At 62.6% G+C, this 22775-nt stretch carries 27 protein-coding genes; 17 read left to right on the plus strand and 10 right to left on the minus strand.

Features of this window, described 5'->3' with window-relative positions; all coding sequences use genetic code 11:
* Positions 1–4 precede the first annotated feature (4 nt).
* Positions 5–799, plus strand: a complete 795-nt coding sequence (iolB, locus tag AC27VQ_RS11860) for a 5-deoxy-glucuronate isomerase (RefSeq protein WP_488716395.1) — start codon at positions 5–7, stop codon at positions 797–799.
* Between the two features lie 6 nt (positions 800–805).
* On the opposite strand, the gene AC27VQ_RS11865 is transcribed toward iolB, so the two are convergent.
* A complete protein-coding gene (locus tag AC27VQ_RS11865) occupies positions 806–1834 on the minus strand; it encodes an extracellular catalytic domain type 1 short-chain-length polyhydroxyalkanoate depolymerase (protein ID WP_488716396.1) in 1029 nt (342 codons plus the stop codon).
* Positions 1835–2063: 229 nt separating this feature from the next.
* Between AC27VQ_RS11865 and AC27VQ_RS11870 the strand changes: the two genes are divergently transcribed.
* The 4 genes from AC27VQ_RS11870 to AC27VQ_RS11885 all read left to right on the plus strand — a co-directional run bounded on the left by AC27VQ_RS11870 (position 2064) and on the right by AC27VQ_RS11885 (position 5550).
* Positions 2064–3287, plus strand: coding sequence for an acyl-CoA dehydrogenase (locus AC27VQ_RS11870; RefSeq protein ID WP_313522723.1), 1224 nt, complete (start codon positions 2064–2066; stop codon positions 3285–3287).
* Positions 3288–3407: 120 nt separating this feature from the next.
* Positions 3408–3764 (plus strand): hypothetical protein, encoded by a 357-nt coding sequence (locus tag AC27VQ_RS11875; protein ID WP_313522725.1) that lies wholly within the window; start codon positions 3408–3410, stop codon positions 3762–3764.
* A gap of 218 nt (positions 3765–3982) precedes the next feature.
* The gene (locus tag AC27VQ_RS11880; protein WP_488716397.1) at positions 3983–4327 is read left to right on the plus strand and encodes a PilZ domain-containing protein; all 345 of its coding nucleotides are present in this window, start codon (positions 3983–3985) and stop codon (positions 4325–4327) included.
* A gap of 110 nt (positions 4328–4437) precedes the next feature.
* The gene (locus AC27VQ_RS11885; protein WP_488716398.1) at positions 4438–5550 is read left to right on the plus strand and encodes a pyridoxal phosphate-dependent aminotransferase; all 1113 of its coding nucleotides are present in this window, start codon (positions 4438–4440) and stop codon (positions 5548–5550) included.
* 101 nt (positions 5551–5651) lie between these two features.
* Here the strand turns inward: AC27VQ_RS11885 and AC27VQ_RS11890 are convergent, their stop codons facing one another.
* Entirely contained in the window at positions 5652–5921 is a 270-nt protein-coding gene (locus AC27VQ_RS11890; protein ID WP_117369222.1) for an SEL1-like repeat protein, read from the minus strand.
* A gap of 468 nt (positions 5922–6389) precedes the next feature.
* On the opposite strand from AC27VQ_RS11890, the gene AC27VQ_RS11895 reads away from it, so the two are divergent.
* The 7 genes from AC27VQ_RS11895 (at position 6390) to vapC (ending at position 9919) form a co-directional block, all read left to right on the plus strand.
* Positions 6390–6728 (plus strand): DUF2147 domain-containing protein, encoded by a 339-nt coding sequence (locus AC27VQ_RS11895; protein ID WP_421592058.1) that lies wholly within the window; start codon positions 6390–6392, stop codon positions 6726–6728.
* A gap of 190 nt (positions 6729–6918) precedes the next feature.
* On the plus strand, positions 6919–7083 hold the full coding sequence (locus AC27VQ_RS11900; protein ID WP_158565450.1) for a hypothetical protein: 165 nt from the start codon (positions 6919–6921) through the stop codon (positions 7081–7083).
* A gap of 28 nt (positions 7084–7111) precedes the next feature.
* On the plus strand, positions 7112–7288 hold the full coding sequence (locus tag AC27VQ_RS11905) for a hypothetical protein (protein WP_298100955.1): 177 nt from the start codon (positions 7112–7114) through the stop codon (positions 7286–7288).
* Between the two features lie 65 nt (positions 7289–7353).
* On the plus strand, positions 7354–7674 hold the full coding sequence (locus AC27VQ_RS11910) for a YnfA family protein (protein WP_488716399.1): 321 nt from the start codon (positions 7354–7356) through the stop codon (positions 7672–7674).
* 60 nt (positions 7675–7734) lie between these two features.
* Entirely contained in the window at positions 7735–9237 is a 1503-nt protein-coding gene (locus AC27VQ_RS11915) for an AMP nucleosidase (protein WP_488716400.1), read from the plus strand.
* Between the two features lie 65 nt (positions 9238–9302).
* Positions 9303–9533 carry a type II toxin-antitoxin system VapB family antitoxin gene (locus AC27VQ_RS11920; RefSeq protein WP_313522739.1) on the plus strand — a complete coding sequence of 77 codons (231 nt, stop codon included), beginning with the start codon at positions 9303–9305 and terminating at the stop codon, positions 9531–9533.
* Positions 9530–9919 carry a type II toxin-antitoxin system VapC family toxin gene (gene vapC / locus AC27VQ_RS11925; protein ID WP_488716401.1) on the plus strand — a complete coding sequence of 130 codons (390 nt, stop codon included), beginning with the start codon at positions 9530–9532 and terminating at the stop codon, positions 9917–9919. Before AC27VQ_RS11920 ends, vapC begins: the two co-directional genes overlap by 4 nt.
* A gap of 6 nt (positions 9920–9925) precedes the next feature.
* On the opposite strand, the gene AC27VQ_RS11930 is transcribed toward vapC, so the two are convergent.
* A complete protein-coding gene (locus tag AC27VQ_RS11930; protein ID WP_488716402.1) occupies positions 9926–11299 on the minus strand; it encodes an aspartate aminotransferase family protein in 1374 nt (457 codons plus the stop codon).
* A 148-nt stretch (positions 11300–11447) separates the two neighbouring features.
* Between AC27VQ_RS11930 and AC27VQ_RS11935 the strand changes: the two genes are divergently transcribed.
* On the plus strand, positions 11448–12806 hold the full coding sequence (locus AC27VQ_RS11935; RefSeq protein WP_488716403.1) for a glutamine synthetase family protein: 1359 nt from the start codon (positions 11448–11450) through the stop codon (positions 12804–12806).
* Between the two features lie 39 nt (positions 12807–12845).
* On the opposite strand, the gene AC27VQ_RS11940 is transcribed toward AC27VQ_RS11935, so the two are convergent.
* Both AC27VQ_RS11940 and AC27VQ_RS11945 read right to left on the minus strand, forming a co-directional pair.
* Positions 12846–13211, minus strand: a complete 366-nt coding sequence (locus tag AC27VQ_RS11940) for an NIPSNAP family protein (protein WP_488716404.1) — start codon at positions 13209–13211, stop codon at positions 12846–12848.
* A complete protein-coding gene (locus tag AC27VQ_RS11945) occupies positions 13211–14149 on the minus strand; it encodes a diacylglycerol/lipid kinase family protein (protein ID WP_488716405.1) in 939 nt (312 codons plus the stop codon). Before AC27VQ_RS11945 ends, AC27VQ_RS11940 begins: the two co-directional genes overlap by 1 nt.
* A 351-nt stretch (positions 14150–14500) precedes the next feature.
* Here AC27VQ_RS11945 and AC27VQ_RS11950 point away from each other — a divergent pair, with 351 nt between their 5' ends.
* Positions 14501–15739, plus strand: coding sequence for an MFS transporter (locus tag AC27VQ_RS11950; protein WP_488716406.1), 1239 nt, complete (start codon positions 14501–14503; stop codon positions 15737–15739).
* Positions 15740–15761: 22 nt separating this feature from the next.
* Here AC27VQ_RS11950 and AC27VQ_RS11955 read toward each other — a convergent pair whose 3' ends face one another.
* Entirely contained in the window at positions 15762–16169 is a 408-nt protein-coding gene (locus AC27VQ_RS11955; protein WP_313522752.1) for a winged helix-turn-helix transcriptional regulator, read from the minus strand.
* Positions 16170–16271: 102 nt separating this feature from the next.
* Between AC27VQ_RS11955 and AC27VQ_RS11960 the strand changes: the two genes are divergently transcribed.
* Complete coding sequence (locus AC27VQ_RS11960; RefSeq protein WP_488716407.1) at positions 16272–17285, plus strand: zinc-binding alcohol dehydrogenase family protein; 1014 nt, start codon at positions 16272–16274, stop codon at positions 17283–17285.
* Between the two features lie 191 nt (positions 17286–17476).
* The gene (locus AC27VQ_RS11965) at positions 17477–17893 is read left to right on the plus strand and encodes a DoxX family protein (protein WP_488716408.1); all 417 of its coding nucleotides are present in this window, start codon (positions 17477–17479) and stop codon (positions 17891–17893) included.
* 110 nt (positions 17894–18003) lie between these two features.
* On the opposite strand, the gene AC27VQ_RS11970 is transcribed toward AC27VQ_RS11965, so the two are convergent.
* Entirely contained in the window at positions 18004–18474 is a 471-nt protein-coding gene (locus AC27VQ_RS11970; protein ID WP_313522758.1) for an Lrp/AsnC family transcriptional regulator, read from the minus strand.
* A 138-nt stretch (positions 18475–18612) separates the two neighbouring features.
* On the opposite strand from AC27VQ_RS11970, the gene AC27VQ_RS11975 reads away from it, so the two are divergent.
* Positions 18613–19521, plus strand: a complete 909-nt coding sequence (locus tag AC27VQ_RS11975) for a DMT family transporter (protein WP_488716424.1) — start codon at positions 18613–18615, stop codon at positions 19519–19521.
* A gap of 65 nt (positions 19522–19586) precedes the next feature.
* Here the strand turns inward: AC27VQ_RS11975 and AC27VQ_RS11980 are convergent, their stop codons facing one another.
* The 3 genes from AC27VQ_RS11980 to AC27VQ_RS11990 all read right to left on the minus strand — a co-directional run bounded on the left by AC27VQ_RS11980 (position 19587) and on the right by AC27VQ_RS11990 (position 22612).
* On the minus strand, positions 19587–20474 hold the full coding sequence (locus AC27VQ_RS11980) for an ABC transporter permease (RefSeq protein WP_488716409.1): 888 nt from the start codon (positions 20472–20474) through the stop codon (positions 19587–19589).
* A gap of 163 nt (positions 20475–20637) precedes the next feature.
* Complete coding sequence (locus AC27VQ_RS11985) at positions 20638–21636, minus strand: ABC transporter substrate-binding protein (protein ID WP_488716410.1); 999 nt, start codon at positions 21634–21636, stop codon at positions 20638–20640.
* Positions 21637–21982: 346 nt separating this feature from the next.
* Positions 21983–22612, minus strand: a complete 630-nt coding sequence (locus tag AC27VQ_RS11990; RefSeq protein ID WP_488716411.1) for a L,D-transpeptidase — start codon at positions 22610–22612, stop codon at positions 21983–21985.
* Positions 22613–22775: the final 163 nt, after the last annotated feature.

Raw genomic sequence — 22775 nt, forward strand, 5'->3', positions numbered from 1 at the left:
GACCATGCCGAATCTGCTCGTCAAACCCCAGGGCATCCATGGCCGCGTCAGCCATGTGACGCCTGAAAGCGCCGGCTGGACCTATGTCGGCTTCGACGTGCACCGCATGAAGCCCGGCGAGATCGTCGCGGCGGAAACGGGAAGCCGCGAAGTCTGCCTCGTGTGGATTTCCGGCAAGGGCAAGGCGACGGCTTCAGGCCAGGATTTCGGCGTGCTCGGCGAGCGCATGAGCCCGTTCGAGGGCGCGCCGTATGCGCTCTACATTCCCGCCAATGCCAACTGGTCGGTGACGGCGGAGACCGATCTGGAACTCGCCATCTGCTCGGCACCGGGCGGCGGCGACTACAAGGCCAAGGCCATTCCGCCCGGCACGCATCCGCAGCTGCACCGCGGCAAGGGCTCGAATGTCCGCCATGTGCACAACATCATGCCGGAGGACGACAATTCGGCCCATTCGCTGCTGGTCGTGGAAGTGATCACGCCGAACGGCAACACCTCGTCCTATCCCTCGCACAAACACGACCGGGACGACCTGCCGAACGAAAGCTTCCTCGAGGAGACCTACTACCATCGCCTCAACCCGCCGCAGGGCTTCGCCTTCCAGCGGGTCTATACGGATGATCGCTCGCTCGACGAGGCGATGGCGGTGGAGGATGGCGACGTGACGCTGGTGCCGAAGGGGTACCATCCCTGCGCCACCATTCATGGCTATGATCTCTATTATCTCAATGTCATGGCCGGGCCGAAGCGGGTGTGGAAGTTCCACAATGCCAAAGAGCATGAGTGGTTGCTGGGTTGAGCGGCCCTACCGCTTCCACTTCCGCGTCAGCGCCCATTCCTTCGCGATTTCAATCGTCGAAGAAAACCCCACCTCCAGCATGAACGGTTCGGTGGAGGCAGCATAACCGCCGCCCTCGCCCGGCAGAACCGGCGTGCCGTGGCCCATGCCGTCGATCTCGTGGAAGGTGACGAGCGGCTTGCCGTCCTTGTCGGGCCAGATGCGGGTGCGCCGGCCTTTCAGGCGCTTTTCCACGAAGGCATCCTTCGGCAGGCGATAGAGGTCGCGCCATTGTTCGACCAGGGCCTCGCCGTTGGATAGCGCGACGGTCGCATCGGCAGTGCCGTGCCAGATGGAAATAGCGGGTTTTCGTGCGATGCGCGGGGAAACGGTGCGCACGAGATCGGACCATTCGCGCGGCGTGCGCTCAGGCGCGGCTTCCATTGCCTCGAAGGCGCGGGTGGCATCACGCGCCGCGCCGAAGGGCAGGCCGGCAATGATCGCGCCGCCGGCGAAAAGGCTTGGATAGTTGGCGAGCATCGCGGCCGTCATCGCGCCGCCGGCCGAGAGGCCGGTGACATAGATGCGTTCTGCGTCGCTTCCGGCCTGTCCGGCGGCATGCGCCACCATCTGGCGGATCGACATCACCTCGCCGCGGTCGCGCGTCACCTCGCTCGGGCGGAACCAGGTGAAGCAGAGGCGGGGATTGTTCGCCTCGCGCTGCTGGGCATAGACCACGGCAAAACCACGCTCCTCGGCGAGCGACGCCCAGCCGGCGGCGCGGTCGTAGCTTTCGGCATCCTGCTGGCAGCCATGCAGGACCAGAACGAGCGGGCGCCCGGCGGGCAGACCCTCCGGGATATGCAGGAACATGCGAAGTTGGCCGGGATTGCTGCCGAAATCGGCAACTTCGACCAGCGGCGAACCGTCGGCGGGGCGACGCCGCGCGGCGGGCGCCTTGCGCCCGGTACTGCGTTGGAACGGCCAGAACAGGTCTCCCAGCCGCGTTTCGGCCGGCACCAGCCGCTCGACCGACCGTTTGAAGCGATCGCGCATGCTTGGCCTCTCTTTCGTGGAATTGCTCATCGTCAGGTTACTTGCTCACCGGGAGCGGCAGGATCAAGGCAAAGGCGGCAAAATGCGGGGGATGGCTCATTCTGCGGATTCATGAGGGCATTCATAAATAGCCAAAGTGTCGGCCCACCCATTTCGTTCCCGGCCTTTCGAAGAAGACCAAGCTGATGTAGCACTTCTGCAACGACAGAACCGCGACAGGAGGAAACCCATGAGCGAGCACCACAGCGCCACCCCGGAACAGGCGCGCGCCAAAATGGCACCTTTCGACTGGGCCGATCCCTTCCTTCTGGAAGACCAGCTGACCGACGAAGAGCGCATGATCCGCGATACGGCCCGCGCCTATTGCCAGGACAAGCTCGCCTCGCGCGTCACCGAAGCCAACCGCCACGAGATCTTCCACCGCGAGATCATGAGCGAAATGGGCGAACTCGGCCTGCTCGGCCCGACCGTGCCGGAGGAATACGGCGGCGTCGGCGCCAACTACGTGTCCTACGGCCTCGTCGCCCGCGAAGTCGAGCGCGTCGATTCGGGCTACCGCTCGGCCATGTCCGTGCAGTCCTCGCTCGTCATGCACCCGATCTTCGCCTATGGCACGGAAGAGACCCGCAAGAAGTACCTGCCCAAGCTCGCCTCCGGCGAATGGGTCGGCTGCTTCGGCCTCACTGAACCGGACCATGGCTCGGACCCCTCCTCCATGATCACCCGCGCCAAGAAGGTCGACGGCGGCTACCTGATCTCGGGCGCCAAGAACTGGATCACCAATTCGCCGATCGCCGACGTCGCCGTCGTTTGGGCGAAATCCGATGCGCATGACAACAAGATCAAGGGCTTCGTGCTGGAACGCGGCATGAAGGGTTTCGAGACGCCGAAGATCGAGGGCAAGTTCTCGCTGCGCGCCTCCGTCACCGGCATGATCATGATGCAGGACGTCTTCGTTCCCGATGAAAACCTGCTGCCGGAAGTTTCGGGCCTCGCCGGCCCGTTCGGCTGCCTCAACCGCGCCCGCTACGGCATTGCCTGGGGCGCCATGGGTGCCGCCGAATTCTGCTGGCACGCCGCCCGCCAGTACACGCTCGACCGCAAGCAGTTCGGCAAGCCGCTCGCCGCCACCCAGCTCATCCAGAAGAAGCTCGCCGACATGGAGACCGAAATCTCGCTCGGTCTGCAGGGGGCGCTGCGCCTCGGCCGCCTTTTCGACGAACACCGGGCGCCGGCCGAACTGATCTCGCTGATGAAGCGCAACAACTGTGGCAAGGCGCTCGACATCGCCCGCGTTTCCCGCGACATGCACGGCGGCAACGGCGTTTCGGACGAGTACGGCGTCATCCGCCACGTCATGAACCTCGAAGCGGTCAACACCTACGAGGGCACGCATGACATCCACGCGCTGATCCTCGGCCGCGCCCAGACCGGCCTTCAGGCGTTCCAGTAAGTTCCAACTGGCATTAGGCAATTTCCAGCGGCCGCTCGTTAAAACACGAGCGGCCGTTTTCACGTTTTATCCATCCCGTTTCGATACAATCCACATCCGGAAACAGAAGCGGAGGGCGCCATGCCCCTCGACCACATGCACGAGCAGCTTCACCTGCGTCACCCCAAACGCAGTTTCGTCCAGTATCGCCTCGACAGACCCGGCTTCATCACACCGATCGGCCACCACCTCAGCACGGCGTTGCGTTACACGTGCCTGATCCGCAGCATTTCCAGCGCGGGCGCCGTGCTTTCCATCAACAAGACGCTGACTTTGCCGGAGAATTTCTACCTGGAAATTCACGGCATCCGCGATGAGATCCCCTGCACGGAATACAAGCGCGACGGCGAGGAACTGGTGGTGCGTTTCAACATGTTCCTCGACGTCGATTTCCTGAACATGGTGCTGGGCCGCCAGAGCGAAACGCACGACGCCTGAAGCAACCTTTCTGAGAAAGCGCAGGACGCTAAACTTTTAAATATTTGTTTTAACGAAACAAAATACTCGCCTGCGAAACTCCCCTCTCAATCTCTGTCGGACATGACGTCCCCCCCATTGGGAGTGTGGCAATGAGTATCGGTGCCGATCCGCGGTCTGCCGCAGGACTATACGAACGCAAATGGGAACGTTTCTCGGTAAACCGGCAGGGTATGCTGATGACCGTGGGCTTCGACCTCGCGGCACCCAAGATGCGTAGTTGCAAGCTGGTCGATGTATCCCAGGGCGGCGCGAGTTTCGTCGTGACGACGACGATCGGCCTGCCACTGCACTATTACCTTTCGATCGTCGGTGTCACCTCGCGCATCGGCTGCGCGGAGGTCTATCGCAACGACAACCGCATCGGCGTGCAGTTCATCAAGGAAATCGACGAGGAGTTGCTGCACACTATCGTGCGCGCCGACTTCTTCACCGGCGGCGGCGGTCCGGCCAAGCCGAAAAAGGACGACCGGCGCTACATGGTGGGCGTCGAAAAGGGCGGCATCGGCTCGGCGCTCGTCTAAACGTTCCACCCGCGCAATTTATTGGCTAGGGTGCCCGTCGGAAACCGATTCCGGCGGGCATTTTTGCGCGCCGGCAAGATTTTCTCCGTTCATCGATCGTCAGGCGCCTCATGTCCGCATTTTCCCGCTTCACCGCCCTTTCCCAGACCCTGCCCGCCACCGTGCCCTTCGTCGGGCCGGAGGCTATCGAGCGCAATCGGGGCCTTGCGGTCAAAGCCCGCATCGGCGCGAATGAAAGCGGTTTCGGCCCGGCCCCCTCCGTGCTGGAGTCGATGCGCGCGGCGGCCGGGACGACCTGGATGTACAGCGATCCGGAGAATTTCGAGCTGCGCGAGGCGCTGGCGCTTCACCACGGCGTTTCGCGGGAGAACATCGCGGTCGGCGGCGGCATCGACGGGCTGCTCGGCGAGATCGCCCGGCTCGTCATAGAGCCCGGCACGCCCGTCGTCACCTCGCTCGGCGGCTATCCGACCTTCAACTATCATGTGAACGGCTTCGGCGGCCGGCTGGTGACGGTGCCCTATGCGGGCGACAAGGAGCATCTGGACGGCCTGCTGGAAGCCGTGAAGCGCGAAAACGCGCCGCTCGTCTATTTCGCCAATCCCGACAATCCGATGGGAAGCTGGTGGGATGCCGACAGCGTGGTAGCTTTCGCCCGCGCGCTGCCGGAAACGACGCTGCTGATCCTCGACGAGGCCTATGGCGAAACGGCGCCATCCGGCACGATCCCGCCCATAGAGGCCTTGATCGGCCAGCCGAACATCCTGCGCATGCGCACATTCTCGAAGGCCTACGGCCTTGCCGGCGCGCGGATCGGCTATGCGATCGGCACGCTCGGCAATGCGCAGGCCTTCGACAAGATCCGAAATCATTTCGGCATGGCCCGAGTTTCGGTTCAGGCGGCACTCGCCGCGCTGAAGGACCAGGCCTATCTGGCAGAGGTCATTGCCAGCATCGCTGCGTCCCGCGAGCGCATCTCGCGGATCGCACACTCCAACGGCCTTCTTCCCCTCGCCTCCGCCACCAATTTCGTTACCATCGATTGCGGCCGCGACGGCACCCACGCCAGGGCCATTGTCGATGGATTGATGGACCATGGCGTCTTCATTCGCATGCCGGGCGTTGCCCCCCTCAACCGATGCATCCGCATCAGCGTCGGGCCGGAAAACGATATGGCGTTGCTGGAGGAAGCCTTGCCGCTGGTTTTGAAGCGGCTGGCTTGAGCGGCAGAGCCTCTTTGACGTGCGGACGGATCCGGTTCTGGCGCCGTTTGTCGTCCGTTCGTCATGATGCTTTTCTTGCCGCCAGCGCCAGCCGGCTTGTCTCAGTGAACCGTCATCCACTCGCGAGCGGCGCGCAGCGCCAGAGCGATGTCGGTCTTGCTCATTGTTGCGGCAAGGTCGGCGCGCAGTTCTGCGGCGCGGTCACAACCCTTGATCGCGGCAATGTTGAGCCATTTGTGGGCCTGAACCACGTCGACGTCGCAGCCGCGGCCGGTGGCATACATGAGGCCCATGTCGCAGAAGATTTCAGCGCGGTTTTCGCCGCCCGTCATGGCGGCCGTTTCGGTGTTCTGAAAGTCAAAGCGTGCCATTTTAGTTAGTCCCTGTCTGACCTGGTTTACTGCTTTAATATCCTGTTTTACCTGCCCTTTCGGGCCTCTTCCGGCGCCTGCCGTCTTGTGCGGCCTTGGTCTTCCTTCAGAGTTTTGCCGGCCGGTTGTTCCGGCTCGTCTTATGGCTCCACTATGCCGCGGGGCTTTCAAAATGCGCTTAAAATGCATGCTTAATTTGAGACGAACAAAATCCAAACGCTTGGTAAAATTGGATTTTCGTTAAACATCAGACCCGCTGGAAACGGCGGGATTTGTGTTAAAATTTACGGATTGTTCAACCGGCGATTTCAACCTTTCGCTAACCACGCAAAACGGTGCCGGTTTTTAACATTGCCGTTTTCCGGCGTTTCAGGTCTCGAAAAACATCGCTGGATCCGGTTTCGCCGCATATTTACCTTTACGTTTGCGTAAGATATTCTGCCCGTCTCATTCTGGAGGAGGAAGAGAATGAAATTGAGGACATGGATTGCAGCCGCCCTTCTCGTGGCACCCGGCATGGCGCTCGCCGCCGAACCGATCGAGGGCAACTGGAAGACGGCAAGCGGCTCGACGGCCGCCATCGTCAAATGCGGCGGCAGCTACTGCATCACGCTGAAATCGGGAAAATTCGCCGGCAAGCGCATCGGCAAGCTCGAGGGCTCCGGCGCGGACTATACCGGCGAGATCACCGACCCGGAAACGGACAAGACCTATAGCGGATCCGCCGCCGTGAAGGCCGGCTCGCTGCGCCTGAAGGGCTGTGTGCTCGCCGTGCTCTGCAAGTCGCAGACCTGGTCGCGGCTCTAAGCTGTTCTGCTTTCAAACAAAAAGGCCGGCGCTCACGCCGGCCTTTTTGTTTTCGGCCCGCCTGTCGCGCCCGCCAAAAAAAACGAATCACACCTTTCCTGAACAGAAGATGAATTGCCCTCTCAGGGAGCGTTCAGTCCCGCAATGCGACAAAGGCATTATTGAAAACGCCTTCAGAGGGACGAACACCATGGACATCCTCGCACGCCGCCTGACGATCATCACTCTGCTGATGGCCATCTTCGCCATCATGCTGGCCGCAGCCGTCGAGACCGACTATCGCCGCAGCACCCATAACACGACCGGCAAGCTTGTCGCCTGCGCCACGCCGCACAGCTGCACCGCCTCGCTCTAAGCCCTGAAACCCGCCCGGAACCTGACAGATGACCGCCGCCCTCCTCCACACCTCCGCCACAGCGCTGCGTATCCTCGCCCTCTCGGCGATGATGATCGCCCCGGTCGGCGCTCTCGCCTGGAGCAATGCCGGCGGTCTCGGCATCGAAAAGCAGGGCACGGGTCTCGTGCTCTTCATCACCCTCCAGCGCCAGTCGATGAGCTGAACCCTTCCCATCCCTCCCTTCCGTGCTAAACCGGGCAGGCCCTACGCCATCAACCTGGAGCCCGGATGAAATCCCTTCTCGTCTTTTCCCTTGCCGCGCTTGCCGAAATTGCCGGCTGTTTTGCCTTCTGGGCCTGGTGGCGTCTCGACAAATCCATGCTCTGGCTTCTTCCCGGCATCGTCTCGCTTGCTTTGTTCGGCTGGCTGCTCACGCAGGTCGACAGCGCCTTTGCCGGCCGCGCCTATGCCGCCTACGGCGGGGTCTATATCGCCGCCTCGCTGCTCTGGCTGTGGCTCGCCGAAGGCATGCGCCCCGACCGCTTCGACATGGCGGGGGCCGCACTGGCGCTGGTCGGTGCCGGCATCATTCTGGCGGCGCCAAGATAGGAGTTGTGGGCACGCCGGACTTGTCGTTTGCTTGTTAAAAAACAGCACCTATAGTGATTCATGAGCAAACGAATCTTTTCCCCAAAGCCGCTTTCCTTCGCCACGCCAGAGCCTTACGAGCCCCGTTCCTTCGAGGATCCGGTGGCCGCGGTCGATGCCCTTCAGGAGCTTTACGACCGCAACACGACATTCCTGACCGACGCCTTCGTGGCGCTCGGCAAGTCCGGTGCCCCGCAAACACGCTTCCGCGCCTGCTACCCGCAGGTCTCGATCGAGACGACCAGCTTCGGCCATATCGATTCCCGTCTGTCCTATGGCTATGTCGCCGCGCCCGGCGTTTACACGACGACCATCACCCGTCCGAAACTCTTCCGCCACTACCTCAAGGAACAGATCGGCCTCCTGATCCGCAACCATGGTGTGCGTGTCGTCATTTCCGAATCGACGACGCCGATCCCGCTGCATTTCGCCTTCGGCGAAGGCGCCTATGTGGAGGCGGAGATTGCCGAGGGCATCGAACTGCCGCTGCGCGACCTCTTCGATGCGCCCGACCTGACGACGACGGATGACGAGATCGCCAACGGCTCCTATGAGCCCGGTCCCGGCGAGCCCCTGCCGCTCGGGCCTTTCACGGCGCAGCGCATCGACTATTCGCTTGCCCGCCTCAGCCATTATACGGCGACGAGCGCCCACCATTTCCAGAATTTCGTGCTCTTCACGAACTACCAGTTCTATGTCGACGAGTTCTGCGCCTGGGCGCGCCAGCAGATGGCGGAGGGGGGCAATGGCTACACGGCCTTCGTCGAGCCCGGCAACATCACCACGCCGGCCGGCGCCGACAAGCCGGAAACCGACCTGACGCTCGCCCGCCTGCCGCAAATGCCGGCCTATCACATCAAGAAGAAGGGCCATGGCGGCATTACGCTGGTCAATATCGGCGTCGGCCCCTCCAACGCCAAGACGATCACCGACCACATCGCCGTGCTGCGCCCGCATGCCTGGCTGATGCTCGGCCATTGCGCCGGGCTGCGCAACAGCCAGACGCTGGGCGACTATGTGCTCGCCCACGCCTATGTGCGCGAGGACCACGTGCTCGACGACGACCTGCCCGTCTGGGTGCCGATCCCGGCGCTCGCCGAGGTACAGGTGGCATTGGAAAGCGCGGTCGAAGAAGTGACCGGCCTCGAAGGCTACGACCTCAAGCGCATCATGCGCACCGGCACCGTCGCCACCATCGACAACCGCAACTGGGAACTGCGCGACCAGCGCGGCCCCGTAAAACGCCTCTCGCAGTCGCGCGCCATCGCGCTCGACATGGAATCCGCCACCATCGCCGCCAACGGGTTCCGTTTCAGGGTGCCCTACGGCACCCTGCTCTGCGTTTCCGACAAGCCGCTGCATGGCGAGTTGAAGCTGCCGGGCATGGCGACGGCGTTCTACAGGACGCAGGTCAACCAGCATCTGCGCATCGGTATCCGGGCGCTGGAAAAGCTGGCCGGTATGCCGACGGAAAAGCTGCATTCGCGCAAGCTCAGGAGTTTCTTCGAGACGGCGTTCCAGTGACGGCATTGTGAGCGTCGCTGCCTTGGTGTACGATTTTCGTGTTTCATACACCAAGGTGAGATCATATGCGTACGAATATCGAACTCGATGATGCCTTGATTGCGGAAGCAATGGAGCTTACCGGCTTGCCGACAAAGAAGGCGACCATCGATTTGGCACTTCGCGACCTTGTCGAGGAGTGGCGTCGACGGAGGGCTCTGAAAGAGCTTTGGGGAATGGGCTGGGAAGGCGATCTCGATGCGATACGCACAGGCTGGGGACCGCCTGAAACGCTGCGAGATGACGCTGCCGAATGATTGTCGTCGATAGCTCGGTCTGGATCGCAGCATTGCGCGGTATAGACACGCCGCAATCCATGCAGCTTAAGACGATACCGAAAGCACGCAACATACTGCTCGGTGATATCGTCCTTCTCGAAATCCTACAGGGCGCCCAGAACGACGGGAATGCCGCCAACCTTCAAAAGCGGCTAGCCCCGTTCCAGGTCGTTCCGATGCTATCCCCCGAGATCGCCATAAAAGCCGCCGAGAATTTCCGGCGGCTGCGCGCAAAAGGCATAACCATCCGCAAGACCGCCGATCTCATCATCGGCACCTACTGCATGGAGCATGGCCACATCCTGCTCCATGCCGACAGGGATTTCGATCCGATGGCCGAGCATCTCGGCCTTCGGATCGCCTGACGCCAATCAGGCCGTCATCACCTTCCAGGCGTGTTCCAGGCCCTTGCGGGTAATGTCGATCATCTGGTCGACTTCGGCATGGCTGATCACGAGCGGTGGGGAGAAGAGCATGCGGTCGCCGGTGGCGCGCAGCACGAGACCGTTTTCCAGGCAATGATTGCGCACGGTGACGCCGACCTTTTCCTTGTCTTCGAAGCGCTTGCGGGTCGCCTTGTCTTCGGCGAGCTGCACGGCGGCCATCAGGCCGACCTGCTGGACTTCGCCGACGATCGGCAGGTCTTCCAGCGATTTCAGGCCGGCGGCGAGGTAGGGACCGATGTCGTCGTGTACGCGCTCGACGAGCTTTTCATCCTCAATGATACGCAGGTTTTCGAGGGCCGCAGCCGCGCAGACCGGGTGGCCGGAATAGGTAAAACCGTGGTTGAAATCACCGACCTCTTCGACCAGCACATTGCCGACGCGATCGGAGACCAGGACGCCGCCGATCGGCAGATAACCCGAGGACAAGCCCTTGGCGATCGGCGCCAAGTCCGGTTCCACGCCAAAGTGCTGGTGGCCGAACCAGTGGCCGGTGCGGCCAAAGCCGCAGATGACTTCATCGCAGACGAGCAGGATGTTGCGGGCCTTGCAGATGCGGGCGATTTCCGGCCAGTAGGTGGTCGGCGGCACGATGACGCCGCCGGCACCCTGGATCGGCTCGGCGACGAAGGCGGCGACATTGTCTTCGCCGAGTTCATCGATCTTCTCTTCCAGCTGGCGGGCCATCTTCAGGCCGAATTCGTCCGACGTCAGGTCGCCGCCTTCGGCATACCAGAAGGGCTGGTCGATGTGATGGATGCCGGCGATCGGCAAGTCGCCCTGTTCGTGCATCCACTTCATACCGCCGAGCGAAGCGCCGGCGACCGTGGAGCCGTGATAGCCATTCTTGCGGGCGATGATCGCCTTCTTGGTCGGCTTGCCCATGGCGCCCCAATAGACGCGGGCCATGCGGAACCAGGTGTCGTTCGCTTCGGAACCCGAGCCGGTGAAGAACACGCGATTGATATCAGGTCCGGCATGGGAGGTGATCTTCTGGGCGAGCAGCACGGCCGGCGGCGTCGTCGTTCCGAAGAACGTGTTGTAGTAGGGCAGCTCGTTCATCTGGCGCACGACGGCGTCGGTGATCTCCTTGCGGCCATAGCCGATGTTGACGCACCAGAGGCCGGCGAAGCCGTCGAGATAGCGCTTACCGTGGTTGTCGAAGATGTGGCAGCCCTCGCCACGTTCGATGATCCGGGTGCCGGCCGCGTTCAGCTTCTTCATATCCGAGAACGGGTGAAGATGGTGGGCGGCATCGAGGGCACCAAGGTTCGAAACGGCTGCTGCGCTGGTCTTCGACATTTGACTACATCCTTAGGGGTAGGTCCCGCCTTATTGAACGCCGGGACAGAATGGGTTAGGAAAATGCCCATACAACAGGCATTTGGCAAGAGATCGAACACAAGCAAAATTTCTTGTCCATGCTTCCCGCCAAACCAAAGCAGGCACCATGACAAACCACAAGACGGCAGCCGGTTCTCCGCCTGCCAATGCCCCGGCCCGTATCGAAATCCTCCTCGTCGGCATGAATGGCGACCTGCGCGGCAAGCAGGTTCCACTCGAAGGCGAGAAGAAAATCTGGGACGGTTCCGTGCGCCTGCCCTCGTCCACCCAGTCGCTCGACATCTGGGGCGACGACAATGACGACATCACCGGCCTGTCGCTTTCCGTCGGCGATCCCGATGGCGTCTGCATTCCCGACCGCCGCTCGCTGACGGTCCTGCCCTGGGCGCCGGAAGGCTCGAAGCAGGTGCTCGCCACCATGCACGAATTCGACGGCACCGCCTCCTTCATGGACCCGCGCGCCATTCTCGCGCGCATGCTGAAGCGCTTCGAAGACCGGGGCTTGACGCCCGTCGTCGCAACCGAACTCGAATTCTACGTGGTACAGGACGACTGGCACGTGACGGGCAAGCCGCGTCCGCCAGCAGCGCTGATGTATCGCGACCAGCCGAACGGCTACCAGCTCTACGACATGCGCGCCACGGATGCGCTCGACGGCTACCTGCAGACGGTGCGCGCCTGGGCGAAGGACATGGACCTGCCGGCCGACGCAACAACGGCGGAATTCGGCCCCGGCCAGTTCGAGATCAACCTGCTGCACCGGCCGGACGCGCTGGCGGCCGCGGATGACTGCATCTATCTCAAGCGCATCGCCGAGTTGGCCGCGCCGCGCTTCGGCCTGAAATCCACCTGCATGGCAAAGCCCTATGCTGACCATGCGGGCTCAGGCCTTCATGTCCATTGCAGCGTTATCGACGAGGACGGCAAGAACATCCTCGACGCCAAGGGCGGCGATCCGGTGAAGCTGAAGTCGATCTGTGCGGGCATGTTGCAGACGATGCGCGATGCGCAGCTGGTCTTCGCGCCCTTCGCCAATTCCTACCGCCGTTTCCAGCCGGGTTCCTTCGCGCCGGTCGATCTGACCTGGGGCTTCGGCCATCGCGGCACCGCTATCCGCATTCCGGACAAGGACGGCCCGGCGGCGCGCGTCGAGCATCGCGTGGCGGGTGCGGACGTCAATCCCTACCTGCTCCTGACGGCGATCCTCGGCGGCATCCTGCTCGGCCTCGACAACGAGCTCGATCCGGGTCCGGTGACGGAACCGGGCAAGGATGCGCCGGATGCCAAGCGCCTGACGCACGACTTCCTGACCGCCGTGGAAGAATTCTCCGCCTCGCCCTTCATCAAGGACGCTTTTGGCGCGGAATATCAGAAGCTTTACGGCGATACGAAGCGCAAGGAAGCAATCACCTATCTGCGCACGGTCTCGGATTTCGACTACCAGACCTACCTGCCGCGCATCTAAGACACGACCGGCCTTCGCGCATTTATCGCGCGGAGGCCGTCAGTCGCCCGAAAGCGGTTGCAGGAAGATTCGCTCATAGCTCTTGAAGGGCGAATTCTCTGAAAAGCGGGCATTGGCCGCGATGCCATCGGCATCCTCAGCGACCTTGTCGCGATAGAGCAGATAGGCCGCCTCGTCCGGAAACGTGAAGAGCGCCACGGCGATATCGCCGGCCCCCTCGCCGCCCGTACCGGGAAAACTCACGGCAGCGCCTTCGGGCTTTTCGCGCGGCATGAAATAGCCGTGATGCGTTCCGCCATGGCGCTTGATGAGCATGGTCCAGATCCGCGCATAGTCGTAAAAATCCGCGATCCTCTCGGGATCCAGACGATAGCGAACCTCGCAGGTGACAGGCGCCTTCCGCATCAGGCGGCGGCCGTCTCGGCCGATGCCGCGGTCTTCTGCTCGGCCTTGGGCACGATGACCTTCAGCTCGCCGGGATGCAGGCGGATCGAGACCTCGCGGTCCATCGGCAGCAATTCACCATCGATGACGCAGTTGATGGCGCGATCGACCTTCGGGAAATGCAGATCCACCGCCGTGCCGGTCATTTCCGTGACATCAGCGTTTTCGCGCAGCTTTCCGCGCAGGATATCGAAGGCCAGCCGGGCGACGCCGGCCGGTTTCAGCGGGTTCGTCGTGTAGAAGCCGAGATGGCCGCCGGTCAGGTCCTCGGCATAGAGCAGGCCGTTTTCACCGAACCGGTTGTTCGAGACATTGATGGCCGAGACCTTTCGGTGCTCCTGCACGCCGTCGACATCGAACTCCACCTCGAATTCCGGTGGATTGAAGATGACGCCGACGGCCGCACGGGTGTTGGCAGCGATCTTGCCGACGCGCGAACTGTAGGTCATGGCGTTGCGCAGCCGCACCATGCGGGCATGCAGGCCGGCGGAAAATTGGTGCACGAAGGCGCGGTCATCCGCCGTGCCGATATCGGCGGCCGCAATATCGCCATCAGCCAGCGCATCGATCGCCTGCCAGATATCGAGGGGGATTTTCAGCGAGCGGGCAAAGAGGTTCATCGTGCCGGCGGGGATGATGCCGAGCGGCATCTTGTTCTGCCAGGCGAAACCGGCCGCGGCCGAGACCGTGCCGTCACCGCCGCCGGCCAGCATCGCATCGAGATCGGTACGATCAGAACAGCGGCGCAGCGCCATTTCGATATCGGCCCCTTCGACGATATCGCAATCGAGATGGTGTCCTGCCTCCGCAAAAACCTTTTCCGCATGGCGGGCATAGGCCTCCATGTCGGTGGTGCGGAACGTCCCCCCGTCTCTGTTGAAAATTGCCTGTACTCGCATTCGCATACTCCGCTTGCCGGACGAGAACGCCTGAAGGGTGAAGTCGATCCATTAGATAGTCGAGAAAGCGGCGATTAACAGGCGCGGCCGAAACGGAATGCAACAAATCGTGAAATGGCCCCGTGTTGGCCAAATGCGGGGAGGTGAAAAATCGGGATAGGAAGTTTGCCTTCGTTTGATATAGTGCAAACCGGTCGCGTGCGTCGGGAGTGCGCCTGCCGGCCTGAACTTACCTTCCTTTTCGTGGCCGATCCGGCCGGACCAAACCACATCAGCAGCCAGGAGGAGTGGCCGCCCTGTGAGGGACCGTCGCGGACCAGTCGTGCGCTATCATACCTGCGGAGCCGACCCGTGACTGAACACCCCCTGCCCCATGCCGCCCTCTCCTCCGGGCAGCCGCCGCTTCCGGCCCTCACTGTCACCTTGATCATCCTGGCGCTCGCCGTCGGCAGCTTCGGCATCGGCACCGGCGAATTCGCCATCATGGGCCTGCTGCCGGATGTCGGCACGACCTTCGGCGTGACGACGGCGCAGGCCGGTTACGTCATCAGCGCGTATGCCTTCGGCGTCGTGGTGGGCGCACCCGTTATCGCCGTGATTGGCGCGCGCTACCGTCGGCGGGATCTGCTACTGGTGCTGATGGGCCTGTTCGCCGCCGGCAACCTCGCCAGCGCGGTCGCCCCGACCTTCGAGAGCTTCATCCTCTTCCGTTTCCTCTCCGGCCTGCCGCACGGCGCCTATTTCGGCGTTGCCGCGCTCGTCGCCGCCTCCATGGTGCCGGTCAACAAGCGCACGCAGGCGGTCGGCAAGGTCATGCTGGGCCTGACGGTCGCGACACTGATCGGCACGCCGCTCGCCGCCTTCTTCGGCCAGCTCTTCGACTGGCAGTTCATGTTCATCGCCGTCGGCATCACCGGCATGCTGACGGTGGCGCTCATCGCCATCTTCCTGCCGCGCGACAAGGCGCCAAAGGGCATCAATGCGCTGACGGAACTCGGCGCGCTGAAGCGCAAGCAGGTCTGGCTGACCCTCGGCATCGCGGCCACCGGCTTCTGCGGCATGTTCGCGGTGTTCAGCTATATCTCGCCGATCGTGACGGAGGTCGCCGGCCTGAATGTCAGCATGGTGCCGGTCATCATGGCGATCTTCGGTTGCGGCATGATCGTCGGCAATATCTTCGGCGCCAAGCTGGCCGATCTCTCGCTGATGCGCACCATCGGCTGGTCGCTGGTGCTGTATTTCTTTGTGCTGATCAGCCTGTCGCTGACGGCGGAAAATCCCATCTTGCTCGGCGTCTGCTGCTTCCTCATCGGCTGCAGCTTCGTCGTTGGTCCCGCACTCCAGACGCGGCTGATGGATGTGGCCGGTGATGCGCAGACGCTTGCCGCCGCCCTCAACCACTCCGCCTTCAACGTCGCCAATGCGCTCGGCGCGCTGTTCGGCGGCATGGCGATCAGCGCCGGTTACGGTTACGGCTCGATGGGCTTCGTGGGTGCGGCAACCGCCGTGGTTGGCTTCGGCATCTATCTGGCCTCGATGACGCTCGACAAGATCGACAACGAGGAAACGCCGGTCTGCCCGGCTGAATAAACGGCCTTCAAGACCCTGAAAATCAGGCGGCGTCTCTCCCGGGAGACGCCGTTTCCATTTGCGGGGCAAGGCGGATGACGTTCTGGCCATCCTCGCAGACCACATTCTCAGAGCCCCAGGCAGCGAGCGCCCGGATGATCGGTTCGAGGCTCCGGCCGGCCGATGTCAGCGCATAATCGACACGCGGCGGCACGACGGGGAAGATGGTGCGCGACAGAATACCGGCATCTTCCAGCTCGCGCAGCTGCTTGGTCAGCATGCGCTGTGTGACACTCGGCAGTCGGCGGCGCAGTTCGTTGAAACGCAGCGTGCCTTCCATCATCAGGTGATAGAGGATCACACCCTTCCACTTGCCATCGAGGAAGGAGAGCGTCGATTCGACCGGGCAGCCGGGAAAATTCTTGGTGAGCTTGGCGCGCGGACGGGACATGCCATGGTATCCTTTTCGACACTATGTGCACAAAATGTGCATTCTTGCGTCTTTCGATATTACTCTTCATCTAGTCTCCATTCAACGCGAAAGGAGACACCCATGCGCGCCATCGCCTACCAGACCCCGCAGGCCATCACCGCCGACACCGCCCTCGTCGATATCGAGCTGCCCACACCGGAACCGCGGGGACGCGACCTGCTGGTCGAGATCAAGGCCGTCTCGGTCAATCCGGTCGATACGAAGCTGCGGCGCGGTGCAGCGCCCGCCGATGGCGGATGGCGCGTGCTCGGTTTCGATGCCGCCGGCATCGTGAAGGCTGTCGGCCCCGACGTCACGCTGTTCAAGGCGGGCGACGCCGTGTTCTATTCCGGCGCCATCGACCGGCCGGGCACGAATTCAGAGTTCCACCTCGTCGACGAGCGCATCGTCGGCCGCAAGCCCGCCTCGCTCGATTTTGCCGCCGCCGCTGCCCTGCCGCTGACGGCGATCACCGCCTGGGAAATACTGTTCGACCGGCTGCAGGTGCGCGACGCCGTGCCGGGCGCCGCTAACGCGATCCTCATCATCGGCGGCGCCGGCGGCGTCGGCTCGATTGCCGTACAGCTTGCCCGCCACCTGACCGACCTCACCGTCATCGCCACCGCTTCGCGCCCCGAAACAGCGGAATGGGTCAGAACGCTCGGCGCGCATCATGTGGTGGATCACAGCAAGCCGCTCGCCAGTGAGGTCGCGGCTCTCGGCATCGGCGCGCCGGCCTTCGTCTTTTCGACGACCAATACGGAGGATCACCTTGCGGCAATCGTCGAGGCCATCGCACCGCAGGGCCGGTTCGGCCTGATCGACGATCCCAAGGTGCTCGACGTCATGCCCTTCAAGCGCAAGGCCGTCTCGACCCATTGGGAGCTGATGTTCACCCGCTCGCTCTTCCAGACGGCCGATATGATCGAGCAGCACAATCTTCTGAACGAGGTCTCGCGCCTCGTCGACGCGGGAACCCTGCGCACGACGCTTGCCGAAACGGTCGGCACGATCAACGCGGAAAACCTGAAGAAGGCCCATGCGATGATCGAGAGCGGGCGCACGCGCGGCAAGCTCGTTCTCGCCGGTTTCTAAACTCGAAATCCTCCTCCGCCGCTCGCTTCCAGAGCGGCGGAGGGGTGTTACCAAGGTGACAGGAACGGCACCGAACTCTGGTAGACATAGGCCATCGCAGCCCACCGAACGAAACGAAAAACGGCGGGCGGCATCGGGAAAGGAACACATGACCCTCCCCGCAAACCTATGACATTTATTGGAGATTTTACGTGTCCGCCTTGATTGAAAGCATTACCGAAAGCCGCGCCTTCGGCTTCATCGCCCGCACGATCCTGACCTCGATGTTCTGGCTGTCCGGCATCGCCAAACTCGCCGATTTCGATGGCGGCCTCCTGGAGATGACGCATTTCGGCCTGGAGCCGGCGGCCTTCTTCAACGTCGCGACAGCATTGACCCAGCTCATCGGTTCGGCCCTCATCATTTCCAACCGCTGGACCTGGCTCGGCGCCGGCATGCTCGCCGTCTTCACCGCGCTCACCATTCCGATCGCCCATAATTTCTGGGCGATGCAGGAACCGATGCGCACCATCGAATTCCACTTCGTCGCCGAACACATCACCGTCATCGGCGGCCTGATGGTCGTGGCCTGGAAATCCGCAACAGCTTCTGCCGTCCCTGCCCAATGACGGCAGGACCGGATGCCGCCCGCTCTCTCCAGACGCGGCATCCCGACGGACGGCCCTGCCTCTCCCGGCCGTCCCCCGCCCCGGCACCTCGCCGGGGCGGCTTGTCTTTGTCAGAGCGACGGCAGCTTCAACGGACCGCCCGTCTTGATGCTGCGGATCGCGAAATTCGAGCGGATATCGGAGACGCCGGGCATGGTGAGCAGCGTCTCGGTCAGGAGCCGCTCATAGGCGGCAAGATCCTCCACCACCACCTCCGCCAGAAAATCCGCATTGCCCGAGATCAGGAAACACGAGACGACCTCCGGCACCGCCAGCAACGCCTCCTGCTGGGCCATGGCATTTTCCCGGCTGTGATGCCCCACCTTGATTTCGACGAAGACGGTGAGGCCCAGCCCAACCTCCTTGCGGTCGATATCCGCCCGGTACCCGCGCAGCACGCCGGATTTTTCCAGATTGCGGATACGTCGCAAGCAAGGCGACGGTGAAAGGTTTACGCGCTCGGCGATCTCGACATTGGTCGCGCGCGCATCCTCCTGAAGCACCTTCAGGATGGCAATATCGAATTTATCAAGATTTGGCATATTCGAAAACTTTCATGGCCTAGATTGGCAGGATCATGCGCATCGTACTTCCGTGGAGGCACAACCCGCAAGGACATGCCTCGACCTTCCGCGCTAGGATTTCATCAGCAAATGAGCCAGCGCAGAAAGGACACCGCCATGGCCATGGTCTCGCTTTCCTCCGAAGACAAATCCAATCCGCTTGTCGCCGGCTATGCGGGCGGCGTGGTGACGGTGCTGATCTGGGCGCTCTGGGTGCTGGCAACGCGCCACACCGCCGCGACCCCGCTCGGTACGATCGATATCGGCCTGATCCGCTATGGCGTGCCGGCCATCCTGCTGGCACCGATCTGGCTCAAGACCGGGCTTCTGCCGAAGAACGTGCCGCTCAAGCTGATCGTTGTGATGGTAGCCGGTGCGGGCGCCGTCTTCTTCCAGATCACGGCGGCGGCGCTGCATGTGACGCCGGCTGCACCGGGCGGCATCCTGCTCGGCGGCTCGCTGCCGCTGGCAACCGCGCTCATCGGCATGGTTCTGTTCGGCGAGCGGCCGGACTGCATGCGCCTTGCCGGCCTTGCCGCCATCGTTGCGGGCGTCGCGATCCTGCTCACCGCCAGCATGCTGAAAAGTGGCATGACCGCGACCGGCTTCGTATTGCTGCCGATCGGCGCCGTGCTGTGGGCCGGCTTTACCCATGCCTTCCGCCGCTCGGGCCTTTCCGCCCTTGAGGGTGCGGCCATTATCGCGGTCTGGTCGTTCCTGATCCATCTGGTGCTCGCCGCGATCTTCGGTACGCACCTTGCCGCCGCCAGCCTGCCCGACCTTGCGCTCCAGATCACCAGCCAGGGCATCTTGTCAGGTCTCGTCGCCACCTTCGCCTATGGCACCGCGATCCGTGCGCTCGGCGGCAGCCAGGCCGCAGCCTTTACCGCCCTCACCCCAGTGCTGGCCACACTCGGCGGCGCTGTCTTCCTCGGCGAAAGTTTTGGCGTGGCCGAGCTGACGGCCGCGCTGGTCGTCGGCGGCGGCGTGGCGCTCTCGACCGGCCTCTTCTCTCCCAAGCACTAGGCCAAAACGGAAAAGGGCGCCCGCGGCTGTGCCGGGGCGCCCTTTTTTCGTGCCTGCGTTTCGGATCAGCCGTGCACGATCTCGCGGTGCTTCTGCAAACGCTTGCCGAAGGCCTGGCTGACGCGGTCGAAGATGATCGCGATGCCGACGATGGCAAGGCCGTTGAAGATGCCGAGCGTGAAATACTGGTTGGAGATCGCCTTCAGCACCGGCTGGCCGAGGCCCTGAACACCGATCATCGAGGCGATGACCACCATGGCAAGCGCCATCATGATCGTCTGGTTGATACCGGCCATGATCGTGGGCAGCGCCAGCGGCATCTGCACGTTCTTCAGCTTCTGCCAGCTGGATGAACCGAAGGCGTCGGCGGCTTCCAGCACGTCCTTGTCGACGAGACGGATGCCGAGATTGGTGAGGCGGATCATCGGCGGGATGGCATAGATTACCACGGCGATGAGGCCGGGCACCTTGCCGATGCCGAGCAGCATGACGACCGGGATCAGGTAGACGAAGCTCGGCATAGTCTGCATGACGTCGAGCACCGGGTTGACCACGTTCTGCACGCGATCCGACCGCGACATGATGATGCCCATGGGTATGCCGATGGCGATCGACAGCACGGTACAGACGAAGATCATTGAGACCGTCTTCATCGTATCGTCCCACATGTCGAAATAACCGATGAGGAGCAGTGTGGTGACCGTGCCGGCGACGATCTTCCAGTTGCGGCTTGCAAACCAGGCGATGGCGGCGATCAGCAGAATGATGATCGGCCAAGGCGTCTTGGTCATAAAACGCTCGGACCAGATCAGGAAGTGCTGCAGCGGCACGAAGATCGATTCGATACCGTCGCCATAGGCGCGGGTGAACCCGCGGAACGTCTCGTCGATGCCCTTTTTGAGGTCACGCAAGGTGTCCGCATTCATAGTGGGAAATTTCGTAAACCAGTCCATGTCGATCCCCTTCCGGCTCCGTCCGGTCTTGCGCCGGGTTCATGAGCCAACCCTGAAGCATGCCGAGGGAAAGGGCGCTGCGATTTGCGCCAAAGGCATGCGCTAAAACGAAGGCAAAGGGCGGCGCGCCTAGCACGCGCCGCCCAGATGCTTAATCAGGCGATCAGAGAGCCGCCTTGATCTTTTCGGCCGCTTCCGGCGAGACCCAGTCCTTCCAGAGCGCTTCGTTCTCTTCCAGGAAGTGCTTGGCGCCATCGTCGCCGCTCGCCTGGTTGTCGGTCATCCAGGCCATCAGCTTGTTGACCGTGTCGTTCGACCAGGCGCGCTTGCCGAGGTAGCCCATGACGTCTTCGCCGGCACGTTCGGAGAAGCCCTTGGTGACGAGCGTCTGGACCTTGTCCTTCGGCCAGTCGTTCTTCTTCGGGTCCGCGCAGTCGGCAACGGTGTTGCAGCGCTTCCACTCGGCGGCGTCATAGGGAACGCCATGCTCCAGCTTCACCATCTCGTACTTGCCGAGAAGCGCCGTCGGTGCCCAGTAGTAACCGACCCAGCCTTCCTTGCGCTCGTAGGCCTTGGCGATCGAGCCGTCGAGGCCGGCAGCCGAGCCCGTGTCGACCAGCGTGAAATTCGCCGCTTCGCCGCCATAGGCCTTGTAGAGCTGCGAGGTCACGACCGTGCCGCCCCAGCCCTGCGGACCGTTGTGCACGGCGCCCTTCGACTTGTCTTCCGGGTCCGGGAACAGCTCCGGATGCTTCAGCGCGTCGTCGATCGTCTTGATATCGGGATTGGCGTCGGCGATGTATTTCGGGATCCACCAGCCCTGGACGGCGCCATCGGACAGCGCGGTCGCCGCGCCGATCAGCTTGCCTTCCTCGATGCCGCGGTTGACGACGTCGGGCAGCAGGTCGACCCAGCCTTCCGGCGCCAGATCCGGCTCGCCCTTTTCGATCATCGAGGTGATGGTCGGAACCGTGTCGCCGACGATGACCTCGGCGTTGCAGCCATAGCCTTCGGTCAGGATGAACTTGTCGAGTGCGGCGAGCACTTCGGCGCTCTGCCAGTTCATGCTGGCGATGGTCACGTCGCCGCATTCGGCGCGCGCCGCGCCCGTCATGGCCAGAAGGCCAGCGACGAGGCAGGTGGAAGCAAGAAGATGTTTCATATCCGTTCCCTCATGTCGACGGTGTCATTGTGCCGTTCGAGCCCCGCTGCACCGTCGCCGCCAAGCCCGTGATCGTTAGCGAATGCGGAGAAGACCTGTTGAAGAGGCCTCGGGTTCCGCGATACCGCACCCTCGACTTTTGCAGGTGCAGGGTCGAATGCCGGTACGAATGCGTCTGCGATTGACCTCAATGCGTCATGGACCCATCAAATCCACAAGACCGCCCCGACTTTATCCAAGACCGGGAGCACCGGGGCAATGGTATGATACAATTCAGCTTTTTCAACCCGCAAAACGAAAAGCCGGCAGAAGCCGGCCTTTTCTCATTGCGTCATGATCGGAACGCTCAGGCGTCGCGCCGGCCCTGGATGACATGCACCCGGCCACCGACCTTGACGCGTTCGTAGAGGTCGATCACGTCGTGGTTCAGCATGCGCACGCAGCCGCTCGACATAGCCTGGCCGATCGACCACGGCTGGTTGGTGCCATGGATGCGGAACATGGTGTCGTTGCCGTTCTGGTAGAGGTAGATGGCGCGCGCACCGAGCGGATTGTTCGGGCCGCCTTCGAGGCCGCCGGCATATTTCAGGTTCTTCTTCGGGTCCCGGCGGATCATGTTCGGCGTCGGCGTCCAGGTCGGCCATTCCGCCTTGCGGCCGATATAGGCGCTGCCCGCCAGCGAATAGCCCTGCCGGCCGACGCCGATGCCGTAGCGCATCGCGCGGCCATCGCCGAGCACGTAATAAAGCCGGCGCGCCGGCGTATCGACGACGATGGTGCCGGCGGCATGATCGGTGCTGTAGGCGATTTCCTGGCGGCGCAGTTCCGGCTTGATCTTGTCGAGCGCCATCGCCTTCAGCGGATGTTTCTCCTCCAGCCGTTCGCCGTAATTGGCGCGGTCGCTGGTGCCGTTGGTCGCGCAGCCTGCGAGCAGTGCAGATGCGCCGAGCAGGAATCCGCGGCGGGAAATCGACATGGTTAAAGCCCCTTTAAAGATCGTTCCTCGGGGCCGAGAATTATGCGGTTATGGTTAATCGAGGGTTAAGGAGCGCGCTGCGGTTGCAGGAACGATTAAGGTCCATGGCAACAAAAAGGCCGCCTCGAAGGGCGGCCTTTTCGATTTGGACGCGGTATCCGTC

It is taken from the genome of Shinella sp. 20P9.1.1 (assembly GCF_057798995.1).